Raw genomic sequence first — 16,352 nt, 5'->3', positions numbered from 1 at the left:
AGAGCATCCGCCACGACGAACACTGCGAGACACGATGACCTACCCCCGCCCTTCGACAAGCTCAGGGACCCACGCCTCCGGCTCAGGGGCTGACGCCTCTGGATCAGGGACCCACGACTCTGGAGCAGGGGCTGACGCCACAGGCGGCAGCGCCTTCGGACCGGCCGCTGTTGCGCCCAGCCCTCGGTTCCCACAGATCGAGGAAGAGGTGCTCGCGTACTGGAAGCAAGACGACACGTTCCGTGCGTCGATCGACCAGCGCGAAGGCGCGCCAGAGTGGGTGTTCTACGACGGCCCACCATTCGCAAACGGTCTTCCGCACTATGGGCATCTGCTGACGGGCTACGCGAAAGACGTCTTCCCACGCTTCCAGACGATGATCGGCAACAAAGTCGACCGCGTTTTCGGGTGGGACACCCACGGCCTCCCTGCTGAACTCGAAGCGATGAAGCAGCTCGGCATCACCGAAAAGGCCCAGATCGAAGAAATGGGCATCGACGTCTTCAACGCGAAGGCGAAGAGCTCGGTGCTCGCCTACACGCACGAGTGGCAGGACTACGTCACCCGCCAGGCGCGCTGGGTCGACTTCGAACGCGGTTACAAGACGCTCGACCTCGGCTACATGGAGAGTGTCCTCTGGGCATTCAAGACCCTCTACGACAAGGGGCTCGCGTACGAGGGCTACCGCGTGCTTCCATACTGCTGGCGTGACGAGACGCCGTTGTCCGCACACGAGCTGCGCATGGATGACGACGTCTACAAGATGCGTCAAGACCCGTCGGTGACTGTCACCTTCCCCCTCACCGGTGCGAAGGCAGAAGCGCTCGGACTCACCGGGGTGCGCGCACTCGCCTGGACGACGACGCCGTGGACGCTTCCCACCAACCTTGCGCTCGCTGTGGGACCGGAGATCGAATATGTCGTTCTTCCTGCAGGGCCCAACGGCGCTGCCGATGTGCACCAGACTCCTGGCACCGCAGACGCGGCGGTAGAGGCATCTGCTCACCGCTACCTTCTCGCACGCGAACTGCTGGGCGGCTATGTCAAAGACCTCGGCTACGAGAGCACCGAAGATGCCCTCGCTGCGGTGAGCATGACCCTCCGTGGCGCGGAGCTGCAGGACGTGACCTACGATCGGCTGTTCGACTACTACGCCGACGCAGAGATCTACGGCACGGAGAACGCCTGGCGCATCCTCGTCGACGACTACGTCACGATCAGCGACGGCACCGGCATCGTGCACCAGGCGCCGGCCTACGGTGAAGACGACTTGCGCGTCGCCGGCGCGGCAGGCATCCCTACGATCCTCTCGCTTGACGACGGCGGAAAGTTCCTTCCGAACGTGACAGATGTCGCCGGACAGCTGTGGATGGACGCGAACACGCCGCTGGTGCGTCTGGTGCGTGAGCGCGGTCGCCTCATCCGTCTGCAGAGTTACGACCACTCCTACCCGCACTGCTGGCGCTGCCGTAACCCTTTGATCTACAAGGCAGTTTCGAGCTGGTTCATCCGGGTCACGGACATCAAAGACGACATGCTCGCCAACAACGAGCAGATCGAGTGGGTCCCCGAGAACGTCAAGCACGGCCAGTTCGGTAAGTGGCTGGAGGGCGCCCGCGACTGGTCCATCAGCCGCAACCGGTACTGGGGCTCGCCTATCCCGATCTGGAAGAGCGATGACCCTGAGTACCCTCGCGTCGACGCTTACGGCTCTTTGGAAGACATGGAGCGAGACTTCGGTACGTTGCCTCGCAACCCCGAGGGTGAAGTCGACCTGCACCGTCCGTACATCGACGACCTCACGCGTCCGAATCCGGATGACCCCACGGGTAAAAGCACGATGCGTCGCATCGAAGACGTCTTCGATGTCTGGTTCGACTCTGGCTCAATGCCATACGCGCAGGTGCACTATCCGTTCGAGAACCAGGAATGGTTTGACTCCCATGCACCGGCAGACTTCATCGTCGAGTACATCGGTCAGACCCGCGGCTGGTTCTATGTGATGCATGTGCTGTCGACCGCGTTGTTCGACCGGCCAGCGTTCACCGGTGTGAGCTGTCACGGCATCGTCCTGGGCAGTGACGGCTACAAGATGTCGAAGTCGTTGCGCAACTATCCCGACGTTTCTGAGGTGCTCGACCGCGACGGTTCAGACGCCATGCGCTGGTTCCTGATGTCTAGCTCGGTACTGCGCGGTGGCAATCTCGCCGTTACGGAGGAAGGTATCCGCTCCGGGGTGCGGGAATTCCTGTTGCCGTTGTGGAACTCCTGGTACTTCTTTGCGACGTATGCCACGGCGTCGACGAGTGATGGCTATGTCGCGTCGTGGCGCACCGACTCCACAGACGTGCTCGATCGCTACATCCTGGCCAGGCTCGGCGACCTCGTCCGCGACGTTCGCGCGGACTTGGAAGGTCTCGATTCCACGACAGCGTCCGCTCGTCTGCGTGACTTTGCTGAGGTGCTCACGAACTGGTACATCCGGCGTTCGCGGGATCGGTTCTGGACAGGGGTGACGGAAGATCCGAAGAGCCGTGAGGCGTTTGACACGCTGTACACGGTCTTGGAGACGCTTACCCGTGTTGCGGCGCCGCTTGTGCCTCTCATCAGTGAGCGCGTGTGGCAGGGGCTCACTGGCGGCCGAAGCGTGCACCTGACCGACTGGCCAGACGACACGCAGTTCCCCGCGGCGGATGAAATCCGCGACGCAATGGATGCGGTCCGCGAGTTGTCCAGCGTCGGTAATGCCCTCCGCAAGAAGGAGAAGCTGCGCGTCAGGCTCCCGCTCGCCCGGTTTACCGTGGTCTCTCCGCTGGCAGCCTCGCTCGGTCAGTTCGAAGGAATCCTGCGGGAGGAGCTCAACGTCAAGGCCGTCGAGCTCGTCACCCTCGCCGACGAGACGGCAGCGGAGTATGGCATCGCGCACCGGCTCAGCGTCAACGCTCGTGCCGCAGGTCCGCGCCTCGGCAAAGACGTGCAGAAGGTTATTCAGGCTTCGCGCTCTGGCGACTGGAGCGAGTTCAGTGGCGTCGTCACAGCCGGGGGGATCGAGCTCGAGCCCTCCGAATACGAACTCGTGCTTGAGACCACTGGTCGCCCTGAAGGCGAAGCGTTGGCCATCGTCCCGACCGGTGGCTTTGTGCTCCTTGATACGAAGACGACGACAGAGCTGGAGGCAGAGGGGCTGGCACGCGACGTCATTCGTGCCGTGCAAGAGACCCGCAAGAACGCCGGCTTTGATGTGAGTGACCGTATCCAGCTCGTGCTGCGGTTCGGAGACGATGCAGACACGACAGCGGTCGTCTCTGCCTTTGAACTGGCAGGCATCGCCGCAGAGACTTTGGCGGAAGAGTACTTCGTCATCGACGCGCAGGGCGATTCGATCTTCGGGCATGGCGCGGTGTTGGCCGCGGCTGGAGGACTGACGCCGGAGTTCTCGGCAGAGATTCCCGCAGGCACCTACGCCAACGCGGGTGACTTTACGATTTCGGTGACCAGGATGGGAGCAGAAGCATGAGCGCCAAAGACCGCGCGGATGCCGTCTACGAGTCTCTGCTGAGTCGGGCAGGGGAGCGGTGGGTGCAGCCCCGCAAGGAGCGCACTGCGCGCATCCTGGCTTTTCTCGACGACCCGCAGCGCACCTATCGTGTCGTGCATGTCACCGGGACCAACGGGAAGACCTCAACGGCCCGCATGATCGAGAGCCTGCTGAGGGCACACGATCTGCGCACCGGACTCTTCACGAGTCCGCATCTGGAGCGTTTCACCGAGCGCATCATGATCGATGGAGAACCGATCTCCGATGAGGCAGTGGCTGATGCCTGGGACGAGATTCTGCCGTTCGTCGACATCGTCGATGCGGAGCTTGAGGCAGCGGACGACGCCCCGTTGACGTTCTTTGAGCTGCTGACGGTGCTGGCATTCGTCGCGGTAGCTGACGCACCGATCGATGTACTGGTGCTCGAAGTCGGCATGGGCGGGGAGTGGGATTCCACGAATACCGCCGATGGCGACGTGGCGGTATTCGCCCCCATCGACATCGATCACGCAGACCGCCTCGGCAGCACAATTGCAGAGATCGCGCAGGTGAAGGCGGGCATCATTAAAGAGGGCGCCGCCGTCGTCTCCGCGCAGCAACCTGCAGAGGCCGTGGAGGTGCTTCGTCGCGTGGCCGCAGAGCGCAACGCGACAATCGTGTTCGAGGGTGAAGAGTTCGGACTCACCGAGCAGAAACTCGCGGTGGGAGGGCAGCTTCTTACGGTTCGAGGTCTTGCAGGCGAGTACACCGAGGAGTACTTGCCGATGTATGGCGCTCACCAGGGGCATAACGCAGCTCTTGCGGTCGCCGCCGTCGAGTCATTCATCGGAGGTGCGACGCAGCAGATCGCGGCAGATATCGTCACCGCAGGCTTGCAGGAGAGTGCTTCGCCCGGCCGGCTACAACTGCTCGGTATCGCACCGACCGTGATCGTCGACGCCGCGCACAATCCGCACGGTGCGAAGGCATTGGCGCAGGCGCTGGACGACAGCTTCGACTTCGACGAGTGGGGACTAGTGCTCGGGGTTCTGTCCGACAAGGACGCCGCAGGCATCGTCGCCGAACTCGCTCCTGCGGTCGCCCACGTTTTTGCGACCGCACCAGACTCTGATCGCGCCAGCGATGCAGACGCGATCGCCGACCTTGTTGAGCAGGCGGGGCACCGCGCTACCGTGCATTACTCGCTGGCTGATGCGGCCGACGCAGCACGAGAGTGGGCAGCATCCACCGATCGCCGGGCCGTGATCATCGCGGGCTCAGTGGTGCTCGCCGGAGAGTCGATCGTGCTTGCAGAAGAAGAGGAATGGAAGTCGGGGTGGCGCGCGTGACTCACGCGTCGAGCCCTGCTCGCCCTCCGCGCCCTCCGCGCACGCTCGTACAAAAGCTCGCTCCGGTTGTACTGGGCTTCGAAGCGATCGTGGTGTTCCTCGTGGGGCTGACCATCTTCGGGCTAGGGGCCCTTCCCGCTGGCATCCCGCAGTGGTGGGGGATCGTCGCTGGCGCCGTGCTCGCGGTCGCGTGTATTGCCATCTCCGGCATGATGACGAAATCTTGGGCGATCACCGCCGGATGGGTCATTCAGGCCATCATCGCGTTGTCTGCGTTCTTCGTTCCCTCGATTTTGCTCGTCGTTCTGATTTTCGGCGGGATGTGGGCGTATGCCACCATCGGAGGGGCTCGACTCGACGCACGACGTCAGACCGAATCCACGACCACAACTCAGACAGAGAGTGAATGACATGGCCACCGAAGAAACACTCGTCCTCGTTAAGCCCGATGGTGTCGCTCGCGGCCTCACTGGCGCGATCCTTGCCCGCATCGAGGCGAAGGGATACGCCCTCGTCGACATCCGTCTTGTCGAGCCAGATCGCGACCTCCTCGCAGAGCACTACGCCGAGCACGAAGGAAAGCCGTTCTACGAACCGCTCCTGGAGTTCATGCTCTCCGGACCATCTGTGGCGATCCGTCTCGCTGGCAACCGAGTGATCGAGGGCTTCCGTTCGCTCGCGGGAACGACAGACCCGACCACCGCGGCCCCCGGCACCATCCGTGGCGACTTCGGCCGCGACTGGGGACTCAAGGTGCAGCAGAATCTCGTGCACGGCTCCGACAGCCCGGAATCGGCCGCACGCGAACTGGGCATCTGGTTCAGCTAAGCGCTACCCATCATCAAGAAAGCCCGTCCGCCACTGTGGCGGACGGGCTTTTTGTTGGGGAAACCCCGATTAGAAGAGGATCTTGGCCATCTCGCCCAGGAAGTCGAGGCCCTGCAATTGCGCGAGAACAATAATCAGCGCATACGCCAGAATCGTCGCCAGGGGCACCCAGGGCATCAGTGCATTGGCGCGCGCTCGCACCTTCGCGTTTTGCGTGAAAGTACCGTTCCGGGTCAGGTGCAACATGGTCGCGAAGAACGTGGGGATGGTGACGGCCCACGTGACCATGCACCAGGGGCACAGCACGAAGAGGTCGAAGAGGCTCTGCCCGATCAGCCAGCACACGAAGCCAAACGCAAAGGTCACGCCGACGCCGAATCCGGCCCAGAACCATCGTGGGAACCGGGCACCTGCCAGGATCGCAACTCCCACGACAAAAGGTGCCATCCATCCGGTCAAACCAAGAATCGGGTTGGGAAACCCAAAGACAGAGCCCTGCCACGACTCTAGGTTTGTACTGCACTGGATAAAGGGGCTCAAGTCACAGGAGAGTGCCTCGGTCGGGTTCTCCAAGAGGGCGAACTTCTCGACTGTGAGCTCGAAGGCGGCAAACCAGCCGACCACGCTCGCAACGATCAGCCAGACGGCGTAGATGACGGGGCGGGGGTGCTGCTCGCTCATACTGCGGATTATCCCAGTAACGGCTATGGATGTGGCGAGAACGGGCCAGAGAAAAGAGCCCGAGAAGTCGGGGATGCCGCGAACGGACAGACTTGGTGCGATAATGGCCTGTGATGCGATGAACGACGTTGTCGCGACACGCATCAAGAAGACTTCGGGGCCCTATGCCCCACGCGATCAGAGCCATGAGCCGGTCGCACACCGAGTGAGTTTGCGGAACCTGCGGGTACCGCATGAGATTTCACGGACACCTAGTGGCCCGTGCAGGGAGTAAGCCAGAGATGGCCGATGACAATAATGACAACAACAGCCCTACCCTCGATGCCCCGGCTGAAGCCGCGGGAGAGCTGACGGAGCAGAGCGTTCCAGACGCCGCCGACAGCTCGGCGCCCGAGAGTGAGTCGTCTCGCGAAGACGAGAACGCCTCCCAGAAGGCCTCCGACGCCGCGGAAGTAGCAGCCGACGCCGCTGCTGACCACGTCGCTGCTGGCTATGCTGCAGCGGAAGACGCAGCGGCCGCTGCCGATGACGCGACAGCGGCGGCAGCTGCAGACGACGCTGCAGCGGATGAGGCTGCGGCAGTCGTCGCGGCCGAGGCTGTAGTCGAGCAAGACGTCACAGCGCCAGAAGCTAAACCTGCTCCTGAGGCCCCGCGTGAAGTGACGGCTGTGACTTTGGGGTTGCTCCCTGAGGTCTTCGTCTCCCAGGTCTCTACCCGGTTGCACTTCTATGCACCGGAGGTCGTGCCGCTGCCCGCACGCCCCGATCGGGACCGCAACGTCGAGCGTGAGCAGCCCCAGGAAGACTCTTCCGGTCGTGGTCGCGGACGTCGTCGTCGCGGTGGTAGCGAGGGCGATGACCAGCGCGAAGAGCCGCGTCAGCGTCAGCGAGTCGTCGAGTACATCACCGAGCCGAAGGCCATCAAGGGATCCACGCGCCTCGAGGCCAAGAAGCAGCGCCGACGCGACGGTCGGGATGCTGGACGTCGACGTCCGGTTGTCACAGAAGCAGAGTTTCTCGCACGTCGAGAGTCTGTCGATCGCAAGATGGTGGTGCGCTCCAAGAACGGTCGCACCCAGATCGGTGTTCTCGAAGACGGCGTTTTGGTTGAGCACTACGTTGCCCGCAACCAAGACGCATCCCTGATTGGAAACGTTTATCTTGGCCGTGTGCAGAACGTGCTTCCCAGCATGGAAGCAGCGTTCGTCGACATTGGTCGCGGCCGCAACGCCGTGCTGTACTCCGGCGAGGTGGACTGGGATGGTGTCGAGACCGGCAACCAGCCGCGTCGTATCGAGCTCGCCCTGAAGCCAGGCGATCGAGTGCTCGTCCAGGTCACGAAAGACCCGGTGGGGCACAAGGGCGCACGGCTCACGAGCCAGATCTCGCTCCCTGGGCGTTACCTCGTGTACGTACCTGGTGGGTCGATGAACGGCATCAGCCGCAAGCTCCCAGATAACGAGCGCGCGCGTCTGAAGCGCATCCTCAAGGAGGTGCTTCCTGAGTCCTCCGGGGTGATCGTGCGCACCGCGGCCGAGGGAGCAACGGAAGACCAGCTCACCCGCGATGTGCAGCGGCTCACTTCGCAGTGGGAGCACATCCAGAAGCAGGTCGAGAGTCAGCAGGCTCCGGCGCTCCTGCATGCAGAGCCAGATCTTCTTGTGAAGATCGTGCGCGACGTGTTCAACGAAGACTTCACCAAGATGCTGATTCAGGGCGAAGAGTCGCAGCAGACGATTCGCGCTTACCTCGAAAGCGTCGCGCCCGACCTGCTTGAGCGGGTAGAAGCTTACGAAGACGACACCGATCCTTTTGACGCCTTCCGTATCACAGAGCAGATCGAGAAGGCGCTCGACCGTAAGGTCTGGTTGCCATCCGGTGGTTCGCTTGTGATCGATCGCACAGAAGCTATGACGGTCGTCGACGTCAACACCGGCAAGTTCGTTGGCTCGGGGGGAAACCTCGAAGAGACAGTCACGAAGAACAACCTAGAAGCCGCCGAAGAGATCGTCCGTCAACTGCGACTGCGCGACATCGGCGGGATCATCGTTGTCGACTTCATTGACATGGTGCTCGAATCGAACCGCGACCTTGTGCTGCGCCGACTGATCGAATGCCTGAGCCGTGACAGGACCAAGCACCAGGTGGCTGAGGTCACCTCGCTGGGTCTCGTGCAGATGACCCGTAAGAAGCTCGGACTCGGCCTGCTGGAGACCTTCAGCGAGGCGTGCGAGGTGTGCGCTGGACGAGGCGTGGTTGTTCATCACGACCCCGTCGTCAAGCACCGCTCCTCCAACAACAACAACGGCGGCAGCAACTCGAACGGCAATGGCCAGAGCAATCGTCGCCAGCGCGGCAACGGTTCTAACGGTGGCGGCAATAGCAACGGCAACGGCGGCGGGAACGGCAACGGAAATGGCAATGGCCAGAACCAGAGCGCCGCTCCTGCACCGCATGTGACCCACAGCATTACCGAGGGTGCGAAGTCGGCTCTTGCTCAGATCGCTGCATCGACGATCATCCCGACCGTCGACGGTGCCGAAGAAGTCGGCTCCATCGAAGCTCCCATCGAAGCCGCACCCGCAGAGCGGCCGAAGAAGCCCCGGAAGAAGCGTGGAGGAGACCGCAAGGCGCCGAAGTCACCGGCTGAGCAGCTGCTTGACTCCGTGCTCGACGCGCTTCCAGAGCCCAAAGCTCCTGGGCACGGCCGCGGTCGTCGTCGCGTGAGCACGGCGGCGCTTACCGGCACGCCTGTTTCGGTGAACTCCGAGCCTTCAGCGCCGTCTGTCCCTGCCGCGGACTCGGAGTCCTGAGGCGATCAGACGGCGTACCAGCTCTTTGCTGCCCACAGGGTGGGCACCGTTCACGACGAGCCGGGGGATGATTTCCTCCGGCACGTCGTAGTGGTCGAGATCGAAGGCGCGCGCTGGTAGATCGTTCGCTCGGGCAAACGTGTGCAACTCTTCGAGGTTGTCATCGCTGACCAGGTGTGCCCAGAGGCGTCCGTGTGCAGGCCATAGTGGAGCGTCGACGAGTATGGTCATCTCATCAGCCTAAGTCTGTGCTGACAGGCCGGCGCGGCGTGCTGTGCGGCGACACGGCACCGCTTCGCTTTGCGACACCGACCAGCTTCCGGTAAAGTAGTCCCTTGGTGCGTATGCCGCGTCTTCCTCGTCGGTTGAAGCGGAGAGTCTTGCGTTCGCGCCCGTCGTTTTACGGCGCATGCAAGCAACAGTCTTCCCGTGAGATTCTCGGAGCCAACGTGCTCCCCAACGAAACAAGGTATGAAGTGGTTTACGCAGTAGTGCGCGCCGGTGGGCGGCAGGAGAAGGTCGAGGTCGGCACGATCGTTCAGCTCGACCGTGTGCAGGCTGCCCAGGGCGAGAAGATCGAGCTTGCCGCTGTGCTGCTCGTCGACGGCGCCTCGGTGACCACCGACGCCGACAAGCTGGCGAAGGTCAAGGTCACGGCAGAGGTTATCGGCAACCTCCGCGGACCGAAGATCATCATCCAGAAGTACAAGAACAAGACCGGTTACAAGAAGCGCCAGGGGCACCGTCAGGAGCTCACCCGCGTCAAGATCACCGGCATCAAGTAAGACCGAGGAGACCAGGACATGGCACATAAAAAGGGCGCAAGCTCCACCCGTAACGGTCGTGACTCCAACGCCCAGCGCCTCGGCGTGAAGCGCTTCGGTGGTCAGCAGGTTCTCGCAGGCGAGATCATCGTCCGCCAGCGCGGCACCCACTTCCACCCCGGCGTTAACGTCGGCCGTGGCGGCGACGACACACTGTTCGCCCTGGCTGCTGGTGCAGTTCAGTTCGGCGCGAAGGGCGGCCGCAAGGTCGTCAACATCGTCGCTGCAGCTGAGTAATCACAGCACAGCACTAGACATCCGGACGGGGCGGGCTTCGGCTCGCCCCATCTGTGTATCTACCCTTCAACATCTAAAGCAACCCAGAGGACTCGCAAATGGTCACGTTCGTTGACACCGTCACACTGCACCTGCGTGCGGGTAAGGGTGGCGGCGGCTGCGTCTCCGTGCACCGCGAGAAGTTCAAGCCGCTCGGCGGCCCCGACGGCGGTAACGGCGGAGACGGCGGCGACATCGTGCTCGTTGCTGACACGCAGACCGGCACGCTGCTCTCGTACCACCACTCGCCGCACCGGTCATCTGGCAACGGTGGCCCCGGCATGGGCGACCACCGCTCCGGATTCCTGGGCGAGACTCTCGAACTTCCCGTGCCTGTGGGAACCGTGGTGAAGAACACCGACGGCGAAGTTCTGATCGACATGATCATTCCTGGCGAAAAATTCGTCATTGCCGCCGGTGGGCAGGGTGGCCTCGGCAACGCGGCACTCGCGACCCCGAAGCGTAAAGCGCCAGGGTTCGCGTTGCTTGGTACCCCCGGGTACGAAGGTGACGTTGTTCTCGAGCTGAAGACTGTCGCCGACATTGCCCTCGTGGGCTACCCGTCTGCAGGCAAATCGAGCTTGATCGGTGCAGTTTCGGCAGCACGTCCCAAGATCGCGGAGTACCCGTTCACGACGTTGCACCCGAACCTCGGGGTCGTGCAAGTGGGTGATTTCCGTTACACCGTCGCCGATGTTCCTGGGCTCATCGAGGGTGCGAGCGAGGGCCGCGGTTTGGGTCTCGAGTTCCTGCGCCACGTTGAGCGTTGCTCCGCCCTGCTGCATGTGCTCGATTGCGCGACGCTCGAGCCAGGGCGCGACCCGATTTCCGACCTCGACGTGATTCTTGCCGAGCTGGGTGCTTACCAGGTGCCGGAGGGGCAGACGCCTCTGTTGGAGCGCCCGCAATTCGTTGCGCTGAACAAGATTGACGTTCCGGAGGCTCGCGACCTTGCCGAGATGGTGCGCCCCGATCTGGAGGCGCGAGGGTTCAGAGTGTTCGAAATCTCCTCGGTTTCGCACGAGGGACTCCGTCCGCTCACGTTTGCCTTGGGTGAATTGGTCGACAAGCACCGCGCAGAAGCAGCCGTCGAGACGCCGCCAGAGCGCGTCATCATTCGTCCGAGGGGTCCCAAGAAGGGGTTCACTATCCGGGTTGAGGGCGGCACCTACGGAAACGTCTACCGCATCTTGGGCGAGAAGCCGGTTCGCTGGGTGCAGCAAACTGACTTCCAGAACGAAGAGGCCGTGGGTTACCTCGCTGACCGGCTCGAGAAGCTCGGCGTCGAGGATGAGTTGTTCCGGCTCGGTGCCGTGCAAGGCTCTACCGTCGTTATCGGCGAGGGCGACAGCATCGTCTTCGATTGGGAGCCGACGATGACCTCGGCGGCAGAGTTGATGAGCGCCCCTCGCGGAACTGACCCTCGTCTTGCTCCAAATGCTCGACGGACCACATCAGAGCGTCGCGAAACTTACTACGAGCGAATGGACGCCAAGGCTGAGGCGCGCGCAGAGGTGGAAGCTCAGCGCCGTGCTGCCTACCGCGAGGAAGGCGAGTGACAGCACACACTCGTGCGGAGCTCGCCTCCGCGTCTCGTATCGTCGTGAAGGTTGGTTCCTCCTCGATCAGTGGAGAGTCGTCGTGGCGCATTCCCGTCATCGTTGAGGCTCTCGCAGCGGCGCATGCGCGTGGAGTAGAAGTTGTACTTGTCTCGTCTGGCGCCATCGCTTCCGGCATTCCTTTCTTGCGGCTCGACTCGCGTCCAACAGACCTGGCCACCCAGCAAGCGGCGGCGGCGGTCGGACAGAACATCCTCGTGTATCGGTACCAGGAGGCGCTTCGCTCGTTCGACATCGTCGCCGGACAGGTTTTGCTCACCACCGGTGACCTCGAAAACCCGACTTCGCGATCGAACGCGCGCCGTGCGATGGATCGTCTTCTCGGATTGCGGACGCTTCCGATCGTCAACGAGAACGACACGGTCGCGACTCAAGAGATTCGCTTCGGCGATAACGACCGCCTCGGGGCGCTCGTTGCCCAACTGATCGACGCAGATGCGCTCGTTCTTCTGAGCGATATCGAGTCGCTCTACACGAAGCCCCCCACCGACCCAGGTGCCGAACCTATCGATGTCGTGGCGCCGGATGCCGACCTCGCGGGGTTGGAATTTGGGTCGACGGTTGTCAACAGCGTGGGTACCGGGGGAGCGGCGACCAAGGTTTCCGCTGCGCGGCTCGCTGCGGCATCCGGTATTGGTGTACTTGTGACGAGCGCCGATCTGGTGGGAGAAGCCCTCTCGGGGGCCGAAATAGGTACCTGGTTCGAGCCGGCCACCTCATAAACTGGACGGATGACCGACCAGACCCCGCAGGTACGCCTTGAGCGTGCCAAAGAGGCCTCCCGTTCCACCGCGGCGTTGACGAGCGACGACAAGGCGCGCGTTCTCGAATCAATCGCCCTCGCGTTGCTTGAAGCCGCCCCTCGCATCATTGAGGCAAACGGACGCGACGTGGCGCGCGGTCGTGAGGCAGGAATCGGGGAGTCTCTCGTTGATCGCCTGCGGCTGGATCACAAGCGTGTCGAGGCACTAGCCACGGCCGTGCGCGAGGTCGCAGCACTCCCAGACCCTGTGGGGGCGGTAGTCGGCGGACATCGCATGCCCAATGGGGTGGCTCTTACTCAAGTGCGTGTGCCGTTCGGCGTCGTCGGGGCAATCTATGAGGCCAGACCCAATGTCACGGTCGACATCGCCGCCCTCGCCTTGCGCTCGGGCAACGCGGTGGTCCTGCGCGGCGGAAGCGCAGCGCGAGAGTCCAACACGGTGCTTGTCGATGTGATGCGCGGGGCGATGGAAACCGCTGGCCTCACTCCAGAGGCAGTGCAGACTGTCGACGACTTCGGGCGTGACGGTGCCAAGGCGCTGATGCACGGTCGCGGCTTCATCGACGTGTTGGTGCCACGAGGAAGTGCCGGGCTCATCGAGACTGTCGTGACCGAGTCGACAGTGCCGGTGATTGAAACCGGTGCGGGCAACGTTCATATTGTGCTCGATGAAACGGCACCAGACGACTGGGCTCGCGACATCGTGGTGAATGCCAAGGTGCAGCGTCCCAGCGTGTGTAACGCCGTTGAGACTGTCCTCGTGCACCGACAGGCCGCTCCACGGTTGGTCCCACTCGTCGCCAGTGCCCTGCAGAGTGAGGGCGTGGCGATTCATGGCGACGACACTGTCGCTGGCATGGTGACTCAGGTCATTCCCGCGACAGAGGACGACTGGTCGACTGAGTACTTGAGCCTTGACGTCGCGATGAAGGTCGTCGATTCTCTGGACGACGCCCTTGACCACATCCGTCGTTACAGCACGGGGCACACCGAGTCGATTGTTACGACAGACACACGCAATGCAGAGCGATTCCTCGCGGAGGTTGATTCCGCGGTGGTGATGGTGAATACCTCCACGCGTTTCACTGACGGAGCGGAGTTCGGCTTCGGTGCCGAGGTGGGCATTTCGACACAGAAACTGCACGCTCGGGGCCCGATGGGGCTGCCAGAGTTGACGAGTACGAAGTGGCTGGCGCGTGGAGCAGGGCAGACTCGCGCCTGAGGACTAGACTGGGGGTTGCTGCAGGAACCCGAACAGCACGCCACGAAACGGAGTCAGGATGAACCTCGTCGCACAATTCGCGATGGCCGCCGCCGAGAACGAGCACTCTGGAAACGTTGCGCTCGAAACTCTCATCTTCGGAATTATCGCTGCGGTCCTGTTTGCTCTGCTGGGTCTTGTCACCTTCTCGTACAAGAACGTCGCCAACCGCCACTCCGCGAAAGCGGAAGCGTGGGCGGCAAAGCACGGCAAGGACGGTCACGAGGCAGGACACGGCCACTAGGCCCCCATGAACGATGCTGTGACCACGCGCACCCCGCGCATCGGCGTGATGGGCGGTACGTTCGACCCCATTCATCACGGCCACTTGGTTGCAGCGAGCGAGGTCGCGAACTCTTTCGGTCTCGATGAGGTTGTGTTTGTTCCCACCGGACACCCGTGGCAGAAGTCTGGAGTTTCACCCAGCGAACATCGCTATCTGATGACCGTTGTCGCGACCGCATCGAACCCTCAGTTCACGGTGAGCAGAGTAGATATTGACCGGGATGGCCCCACCTTCACCATTGATACGCTGCGGGATCTCAAGCGCGAACGACCCGATGCTGAGCTTTTCTTTATTACGGGTGCGGATGCCGTAGCGCAAATTCTCAGTTGGAGGGACCATGATGAGTTGTGGGAACTGGCCCACTTCGTCGCGGTCTCTCGCCCAGGGCACGTCCTGAGCACAGATGGCCTCCCGAGCGACAACGTCAGCCAGCTGGAAGTGCCGGCGCTGTCGATTTCATCAACGGTTTGCCGTGAACGCGTTCGCGACGATCAGCCGGTCTGGTACCTGGTCCCCGACGGGGTCGTTCAATACATTGCGAAGCACCATTTGTATCGGAGTAAGGAATGAGTACATCGGATCAGCCGGAGCAGGGTCCGCTGACGCGCAAGCAACTGCGTGAGATCCGGTTGACGGGGTCCACCCCCGTCATCTCGACCGAAGACGCCGCGGCTGCAGTGAAAGCAGCCCCGCCAGCGCCGCCACTTCCTGAGGTAGCTGAACCTGCAACTCCCGAACCCGTAACTCCTGAAACTCCACCTGCAACTCCAGCTCCATCGGCTGAGCATGATGCCAATGCGGCAGCAGAGACCGCTCGGCTTACGCGTCGGCAGGTACGCGAGCGCGAGAAGCTCGAGACCGGTGAGACGGCTGTCTCTGATGGCACTGTCTCTGATGCCAACCCATCACGCGACGAGTCGGCAGAAGCCGTGCCGAGTAGCCCTCGCGTTTCTGCCGTTGATCCCGGTGACGACGACGATATCGATGACATTGACGATGCCGTTGTTGTCGCGCCGGTGAGCGCGACTGAGGTAGCGGATGTCGACGAGGTGCTGCCAGCCCCAAAGCCTTCTGAAGCTGTTGTAGACCACGATGACAGCGTCGATGACAGCGACGATGTCGAAGCGGCCCTGGGACTTGTATCCGATGAGCAGGATGCAAGCGAGAACGACGTCGCTGAGAACGATGACCTGCTTGCGGAGGCCGATGCCGGCACCGCGCCAGACGCCGAAAAAGACACAGACGAACGACCGACCGTGAGCTCTGCGTTCGGTGAAGGAGTCCTCGCGGACGCCGCCGTCACGCACACGCCGTTCCGGCCCTCCTTTGATGAGCTCCTGACGGTGGCTGACTCCACAGGATCACAACACTCCTCCGCAAACGCGCTTATCTTTACCCCCTCTCCGGGTGAGGGTTCGCTTTCTGGGCCAGTGGCATCGACCGGTGAAGTTCTCGTCACCGGTTCCTACGAACTTCCGCAGGGCATGGGCTCACAGGGCCATGCTCTCGGTACTACCGATGGCAGAGATGTCGACGCTGTTCTTATCGACGGCGAGCTTCCTCCTGCGTCATCACCTACTCCGATCGCCGCGAGCTCGGCGGTCAGTACCCTAAAGCCCGCCGGCGAGGTGATTCGTCCGCCGGCACCTGAAAAGGGCAATCGGTTGATGGTCATCCTGGCGATTGTCGCCGGAGGCCTTGCCCTCGCTGTCGGTGTCGTCGTCGTTATCGCCATCACAACGAATGTGTTCTAATGCAATCACCTGAAACTGCCGAAGAGATGCTGCGTCTCGCCGCACAAGCCGCTGTAGACAAGGGCGGAGAAGACCTCGTCGCGCTGAACGTCTCTGAGCCTCTCCCGCTCGTTGACATCTTCCTGGTCGTCACCGGTAACAGCGAGCGCAACGTCGCCGCTATCGCCGACGAGATCGAAGACCGTCTTATTGAGTCTGGACACAAGCGCGTGCGCCGCGAAGGGCGCGCAGAGGCGCGCTGGGTGTTGCTTGATTTCGGTGATCTGATCGTGCATGTCTTCCACCAGGAAGAGCGTGTCTATTACGGTCTCGAGCGCCTGTGGAAAGACTGCCCTGTCGTACCGCTTGATGTGGCCGAGCCAGCAGCAGACCAGAGCTGAC

General features: G+C 62.4%; 16 protein-coding genes. 14 read left to right on the top strand and 2 right to left on the bottom strand.

The window, feature by feature from the left end:
* Nucleotides 1–34 precede the first annotated feature (34 nt).
* Genes ileS through ndk form a run of 4 tightly spaced genes read left to right on the top strand, consistent with a single transcriptional unit; the run spans nucleotide 35 to nucleotide 5,694 of the window.
* Complete coding sequence (gene ileS / locus AB0O87_RS11520; RefSeq protein WP_363515743.1) at nucleotides 35–3,517, top strand: isoleucine--tRNA ligase; 3,483 nt, start codon at nucleotides 35–37, stop codon at nucleotides 3,515–3,517.
* Entirely contained in the window at nucleotides 3,514–4,866 is a 1,353-nt protein-coding gene (locus tag AB0O87_RS11515) for a folylpolyglutamate synthase/dihydrofolate synthase family protein (RefSeq protein WP_363515740.1), read from the top strand. The genes ileS and AB0O87_RS11515 overlap by 4 nt, the downstream gene beginning before the upstream one ends.
* On the top strand, nucleotides 4,863–5,276 hold the full coding sequence (locus AB0O87_RS11510) for a DUF4233 domain-containing protein (protein WP_363515737.1): 414 nt from the start codon (nucleotides 4,863–4,865) through the stop codon (nucleotides 5,274–5,276). Before AB0O87_RS11515 ends, AB0O87_RS11510 begins: the two co-directional genes overlap by 4 nt.
* 1 nt (nucleotide 5,277) lies before the next feature.
* Entirely contained in the window at nucleotides 5,278–5,694 is a 417-nt protein-coding gene (ndk, locus tag AB0O87_RS11505; protein ID WP_363515734.1) for a nucleoside-diphosphate kinase, read from the top strand.
* Between the two features lie 69 nt (nucleotides 5,695–5,763).
* On the opposite strand, the gene AB0O87_RS11500 is transcribed toward ndk, so the two are convergent.
* On the bottom strand, nucleotides 5,764–6,375 hold the full coding sequence (locus AB0O87_RS11500) for a vitamin K epoxide reductase family protein (protein ID WP_363515731.1): 612 nt from the start codon (nucleotides 6,373–6,375) through the stop codon (nucleotides 5,764–5,766).
* 281 nt (nucleotides 6,376–6,656) lie between these two features.
* On the opposite strand from AB0O87_RS11500, the gene AB0O87_RS11495 reads away from it, so the two are divergent.
* Entirely contained in the window at nucleotides 6,657–9,188 is a 2,532-nt protein-coding gene (locus AB0O87_RS11495; protein WP_363515728.1) for an Rne/Rng family ribonuclease, read from the top strand.
* Here the strand turns inward: AB0O87_RS11495 and AB0O87_RS11490 are convergent.
* Nucleotides 9,150–9,419: a DUF4031 domain-containing protein gene (locus AB0O87_RS11490; protein ID WP_363515725.1), complete on the bottom strand. Its 270-nt coding sequence runs from the start codon at nucleotides 9,417–9,419 to the stop codon at nucleotides 9,150–9,152. The genes AB0O87_RS11495 and AB0O87_RS11490 overlap by 39 nt on opposite strands.
* Nucleotides 9,420–9,664: 245 nt before the next feature.
* Here AB0O87_RS11490 and rplU point away from each other — a divergent pair, with 245 nt between their 5' ends.
* The 9 genes from rplU (at nucleotide 9,665) to rsfS (ending at nucleotide 16,351) form a co-directional block, all read left to right on the top strand.
* Nucleotides 9,665–9,973, top strand: a complete 309-nt coding sequence (gene rplU, locus AB0O87_RS11485; protein ID WP_363515722.1) for a 50S ribosomal protein L21 — start codon at nucleotides 9,665–9,667, stop codon at nucleotides 9,971–9,973.
* 18 nt (nucleotides 9,974–9,991) lie between these two features.
* Nucleotides 9,992–10,249, top strand: a complete 258-nt coding sequence (rpmA, locus tag AB0O87_RS11480; RefSeq protein ID WP_028501603.1) for a 50S ribosomal protein L27 — start codon at nucleotides 9,992–9,994, stop codon at nucleotides 10,247–10,249.
* 98 nt (nucleotides 10,250–10,347) lie between these two features.
* A complete protein-coding gene (gene obgE / locus AB0O87_RS11475; RefSeq protein WP_363515719.1) occupies nucleotides 10,348–11,847 on the top strand; it encodes a GTPase ObgE in 1,500 nt (499 codons plus the stop codon).
* Nucleotides 11,844–12,629 carry a glutamate 5-kinase gene (proB, locus tag AB0O87_RS11470; protein WP_363515716.1) on the top strand — a complete coding sequence of 262 codons (786 nt, stop codon included), beginning with the start codon at nucleotides 11,844–11,846 and terminating at the stop codon, nucleotides 12,627–12,629. The genes obgE and proB overlap by 4 nt, the downstream gene beginning before the upstream one ends.
* 9 nt (nucleotides 12,630–12,638) lie before the next feature.
* Nucleotides 12,639–13,892 (top strand): glutamate-5-semialdehyde dehydrogenase, encoded by a 1,254-nt coding sequence (locus AB0O87_RS11465; RefSeq protein WP_363515713.1) that lies wholly within the window; start codon nucleotides 12,639–12,641, stop codon nucleotides 13,890–13,892.
* 58 nt (nucleotides 13,893–13,950) lie between these two features.
* Nucleotides 13,951–14,175, top strand: coding sequence for a hypothetical protein (locus AB0O87_RS11460; protein ID WP_363515710.1), 225 nt, complete (start codon nucleotides 13,951–13,953; stop codon nucleotides 14,173–14,175).
* Between the two features lie 6 nt (nucleotides 14,176–14,181).
* Nucleotides 14,182–14,787 carry a nicotinate-nucleotide adenylyltransferase gene (gene nadD / locus AB0O87_RS11455; protein WP_363515707.1) on the top strand — a complete coding sequence of 202 codons (606 nt, stop codon included), beginning with the start codon at nucleotides 14,182–14,184 and terminating at the stop codon, nucleotides 14,785–14,787.
* Nucleotides 14,784–15,971, top strand: a complete 1,188-nt coding sequence (locus AB0O87_RS11450) for a hypothetical protein (RefSeq protein ID WP_363515704.1) — start codon at nucleotides 14,784–14,786, stop codon at nucleotides 15,969–15,971. The genes nadD and AB0O87_RS11450 overlap by 4 nt, the downstream gene beginning before the upstream one ends.
* Nucleotides 15,971–16,351 (top strand): ribosome silencing factor, encoded by a 381-nt coding sequence (rsfS, locus tag AB0O87_RS11445; protein ID WP_363515701.1) that lies wholly within the window; start codon nucleotides 15,971–15,973, stop codon nucleotides 16,349–16,351. Before AB0O87_RS11450 ends, rsfS begins: the two co-directional genes overlap by 1 nt.
* The last annotated feature ends 1 nt before the right edge of the window (nucleotide 16,352 follow it).

The organism is Microbacterium sp. NPDC076768, assembly GCF_040687205.1.
Classification (GTDB): domain Bacteria; phylum Actinomycetota; class Actinomycetes; order Actinomycetales; family Microbacteriaceae; genus Microbacterium.
Note: the sequence above shows the minus strand (reverse complement) of the source record. Positions and strands in the feature narration are given on the sequence as shown.

Bases quoted from the DNA above. Each gene is read 5' to 3' on its own strand.
- obgE (WP_363515719.1), top strand. From the start codon at position 10,348: ATGGTCACGTTCGTTGACACCGTCACACTGCACCTGCGTGCGGGTAAG.
- AB0O87_RS11450 (WP_363515704.1), top strand. From the start codon at position 14,784: ATGAGTACATCGGATCAGCCGGAGCAGGGTCCGCTGACGCGCAAGCAA.
- AB0O87_RS11460 (WP_363515710.1), top strand. From the start codon at position 13,951: ATGAACCTCGTCGCACAATTCGCGATGGCCGCCGCCGAGAACGAGCAC.
- rsfS (WP_363515701.1), top strand. From the start codon at position 15,971: ATGCAATCACCTGAAACTGCCGAAGAGATGCTGCGTCTCGCCGCACAA.
- AB0O87_RS11465 (WP_363515713.1), top strand. From the start codon at position 12,639: ATGACCGACCAGACCCCGCAGGTACGCCTTGAGCGTGCCAAAGAGGCC.
- rpmA (WP_028501603.1), top strand. From the start codon at position 9,992: ATGGCACATAAAAAGGGCGCAAGCTCCACCCGTAACGGTCGTGACTCC.
- AB0O87_RS11495 (WP_363515728.1), top strand. From the start codon at position 6,657: ATGGCCGATGACAATAATGACAACAACAGCCCTACCCTCGATGCCCCG.
- AB0O87_RS11490 (WP_363515725.1), bottom strand. From the start codon at position 9,419: ATGACCATACTCGTCGACGCTCCACTATGGCCTGCACACGGACGCCTC.
- ileS (WP_363515743.1), top strand. From the start codon at position 35: ATGACCTACCCCCGCCCTTCGACAAGCTCAGGGACCCACGCCTCCGGC.
- nadD (WP_363515707.1), top strand. From the start codon at position 14,182: ATGAACGATGCTGTGACCACGCGCACCCCGCGCATCGGCGTGATGGGC.
- AB0O87_RS11500 (WP_363515731.1), bottom strand. From the start codon at position 6,375: ATGAGCGAGCAGCACCCCCGCCCCGTCATCTACGCCGTCTGGCTGATC.
- AB0O87_RS11515 (WP_363515740.1), top strand. From the start codon at position 3,514: ATGAGCGCCAAAGACCGCGCGGATGCCGTCTACGAGTCTCTGCTGAGT.
- ndk (WP_363515734.1), top strand. From the start codon at position 5,278: ATGGCCACCGAAGAAACACTCGTCCTCGTTAAGCCCGATGGTGTCGCT.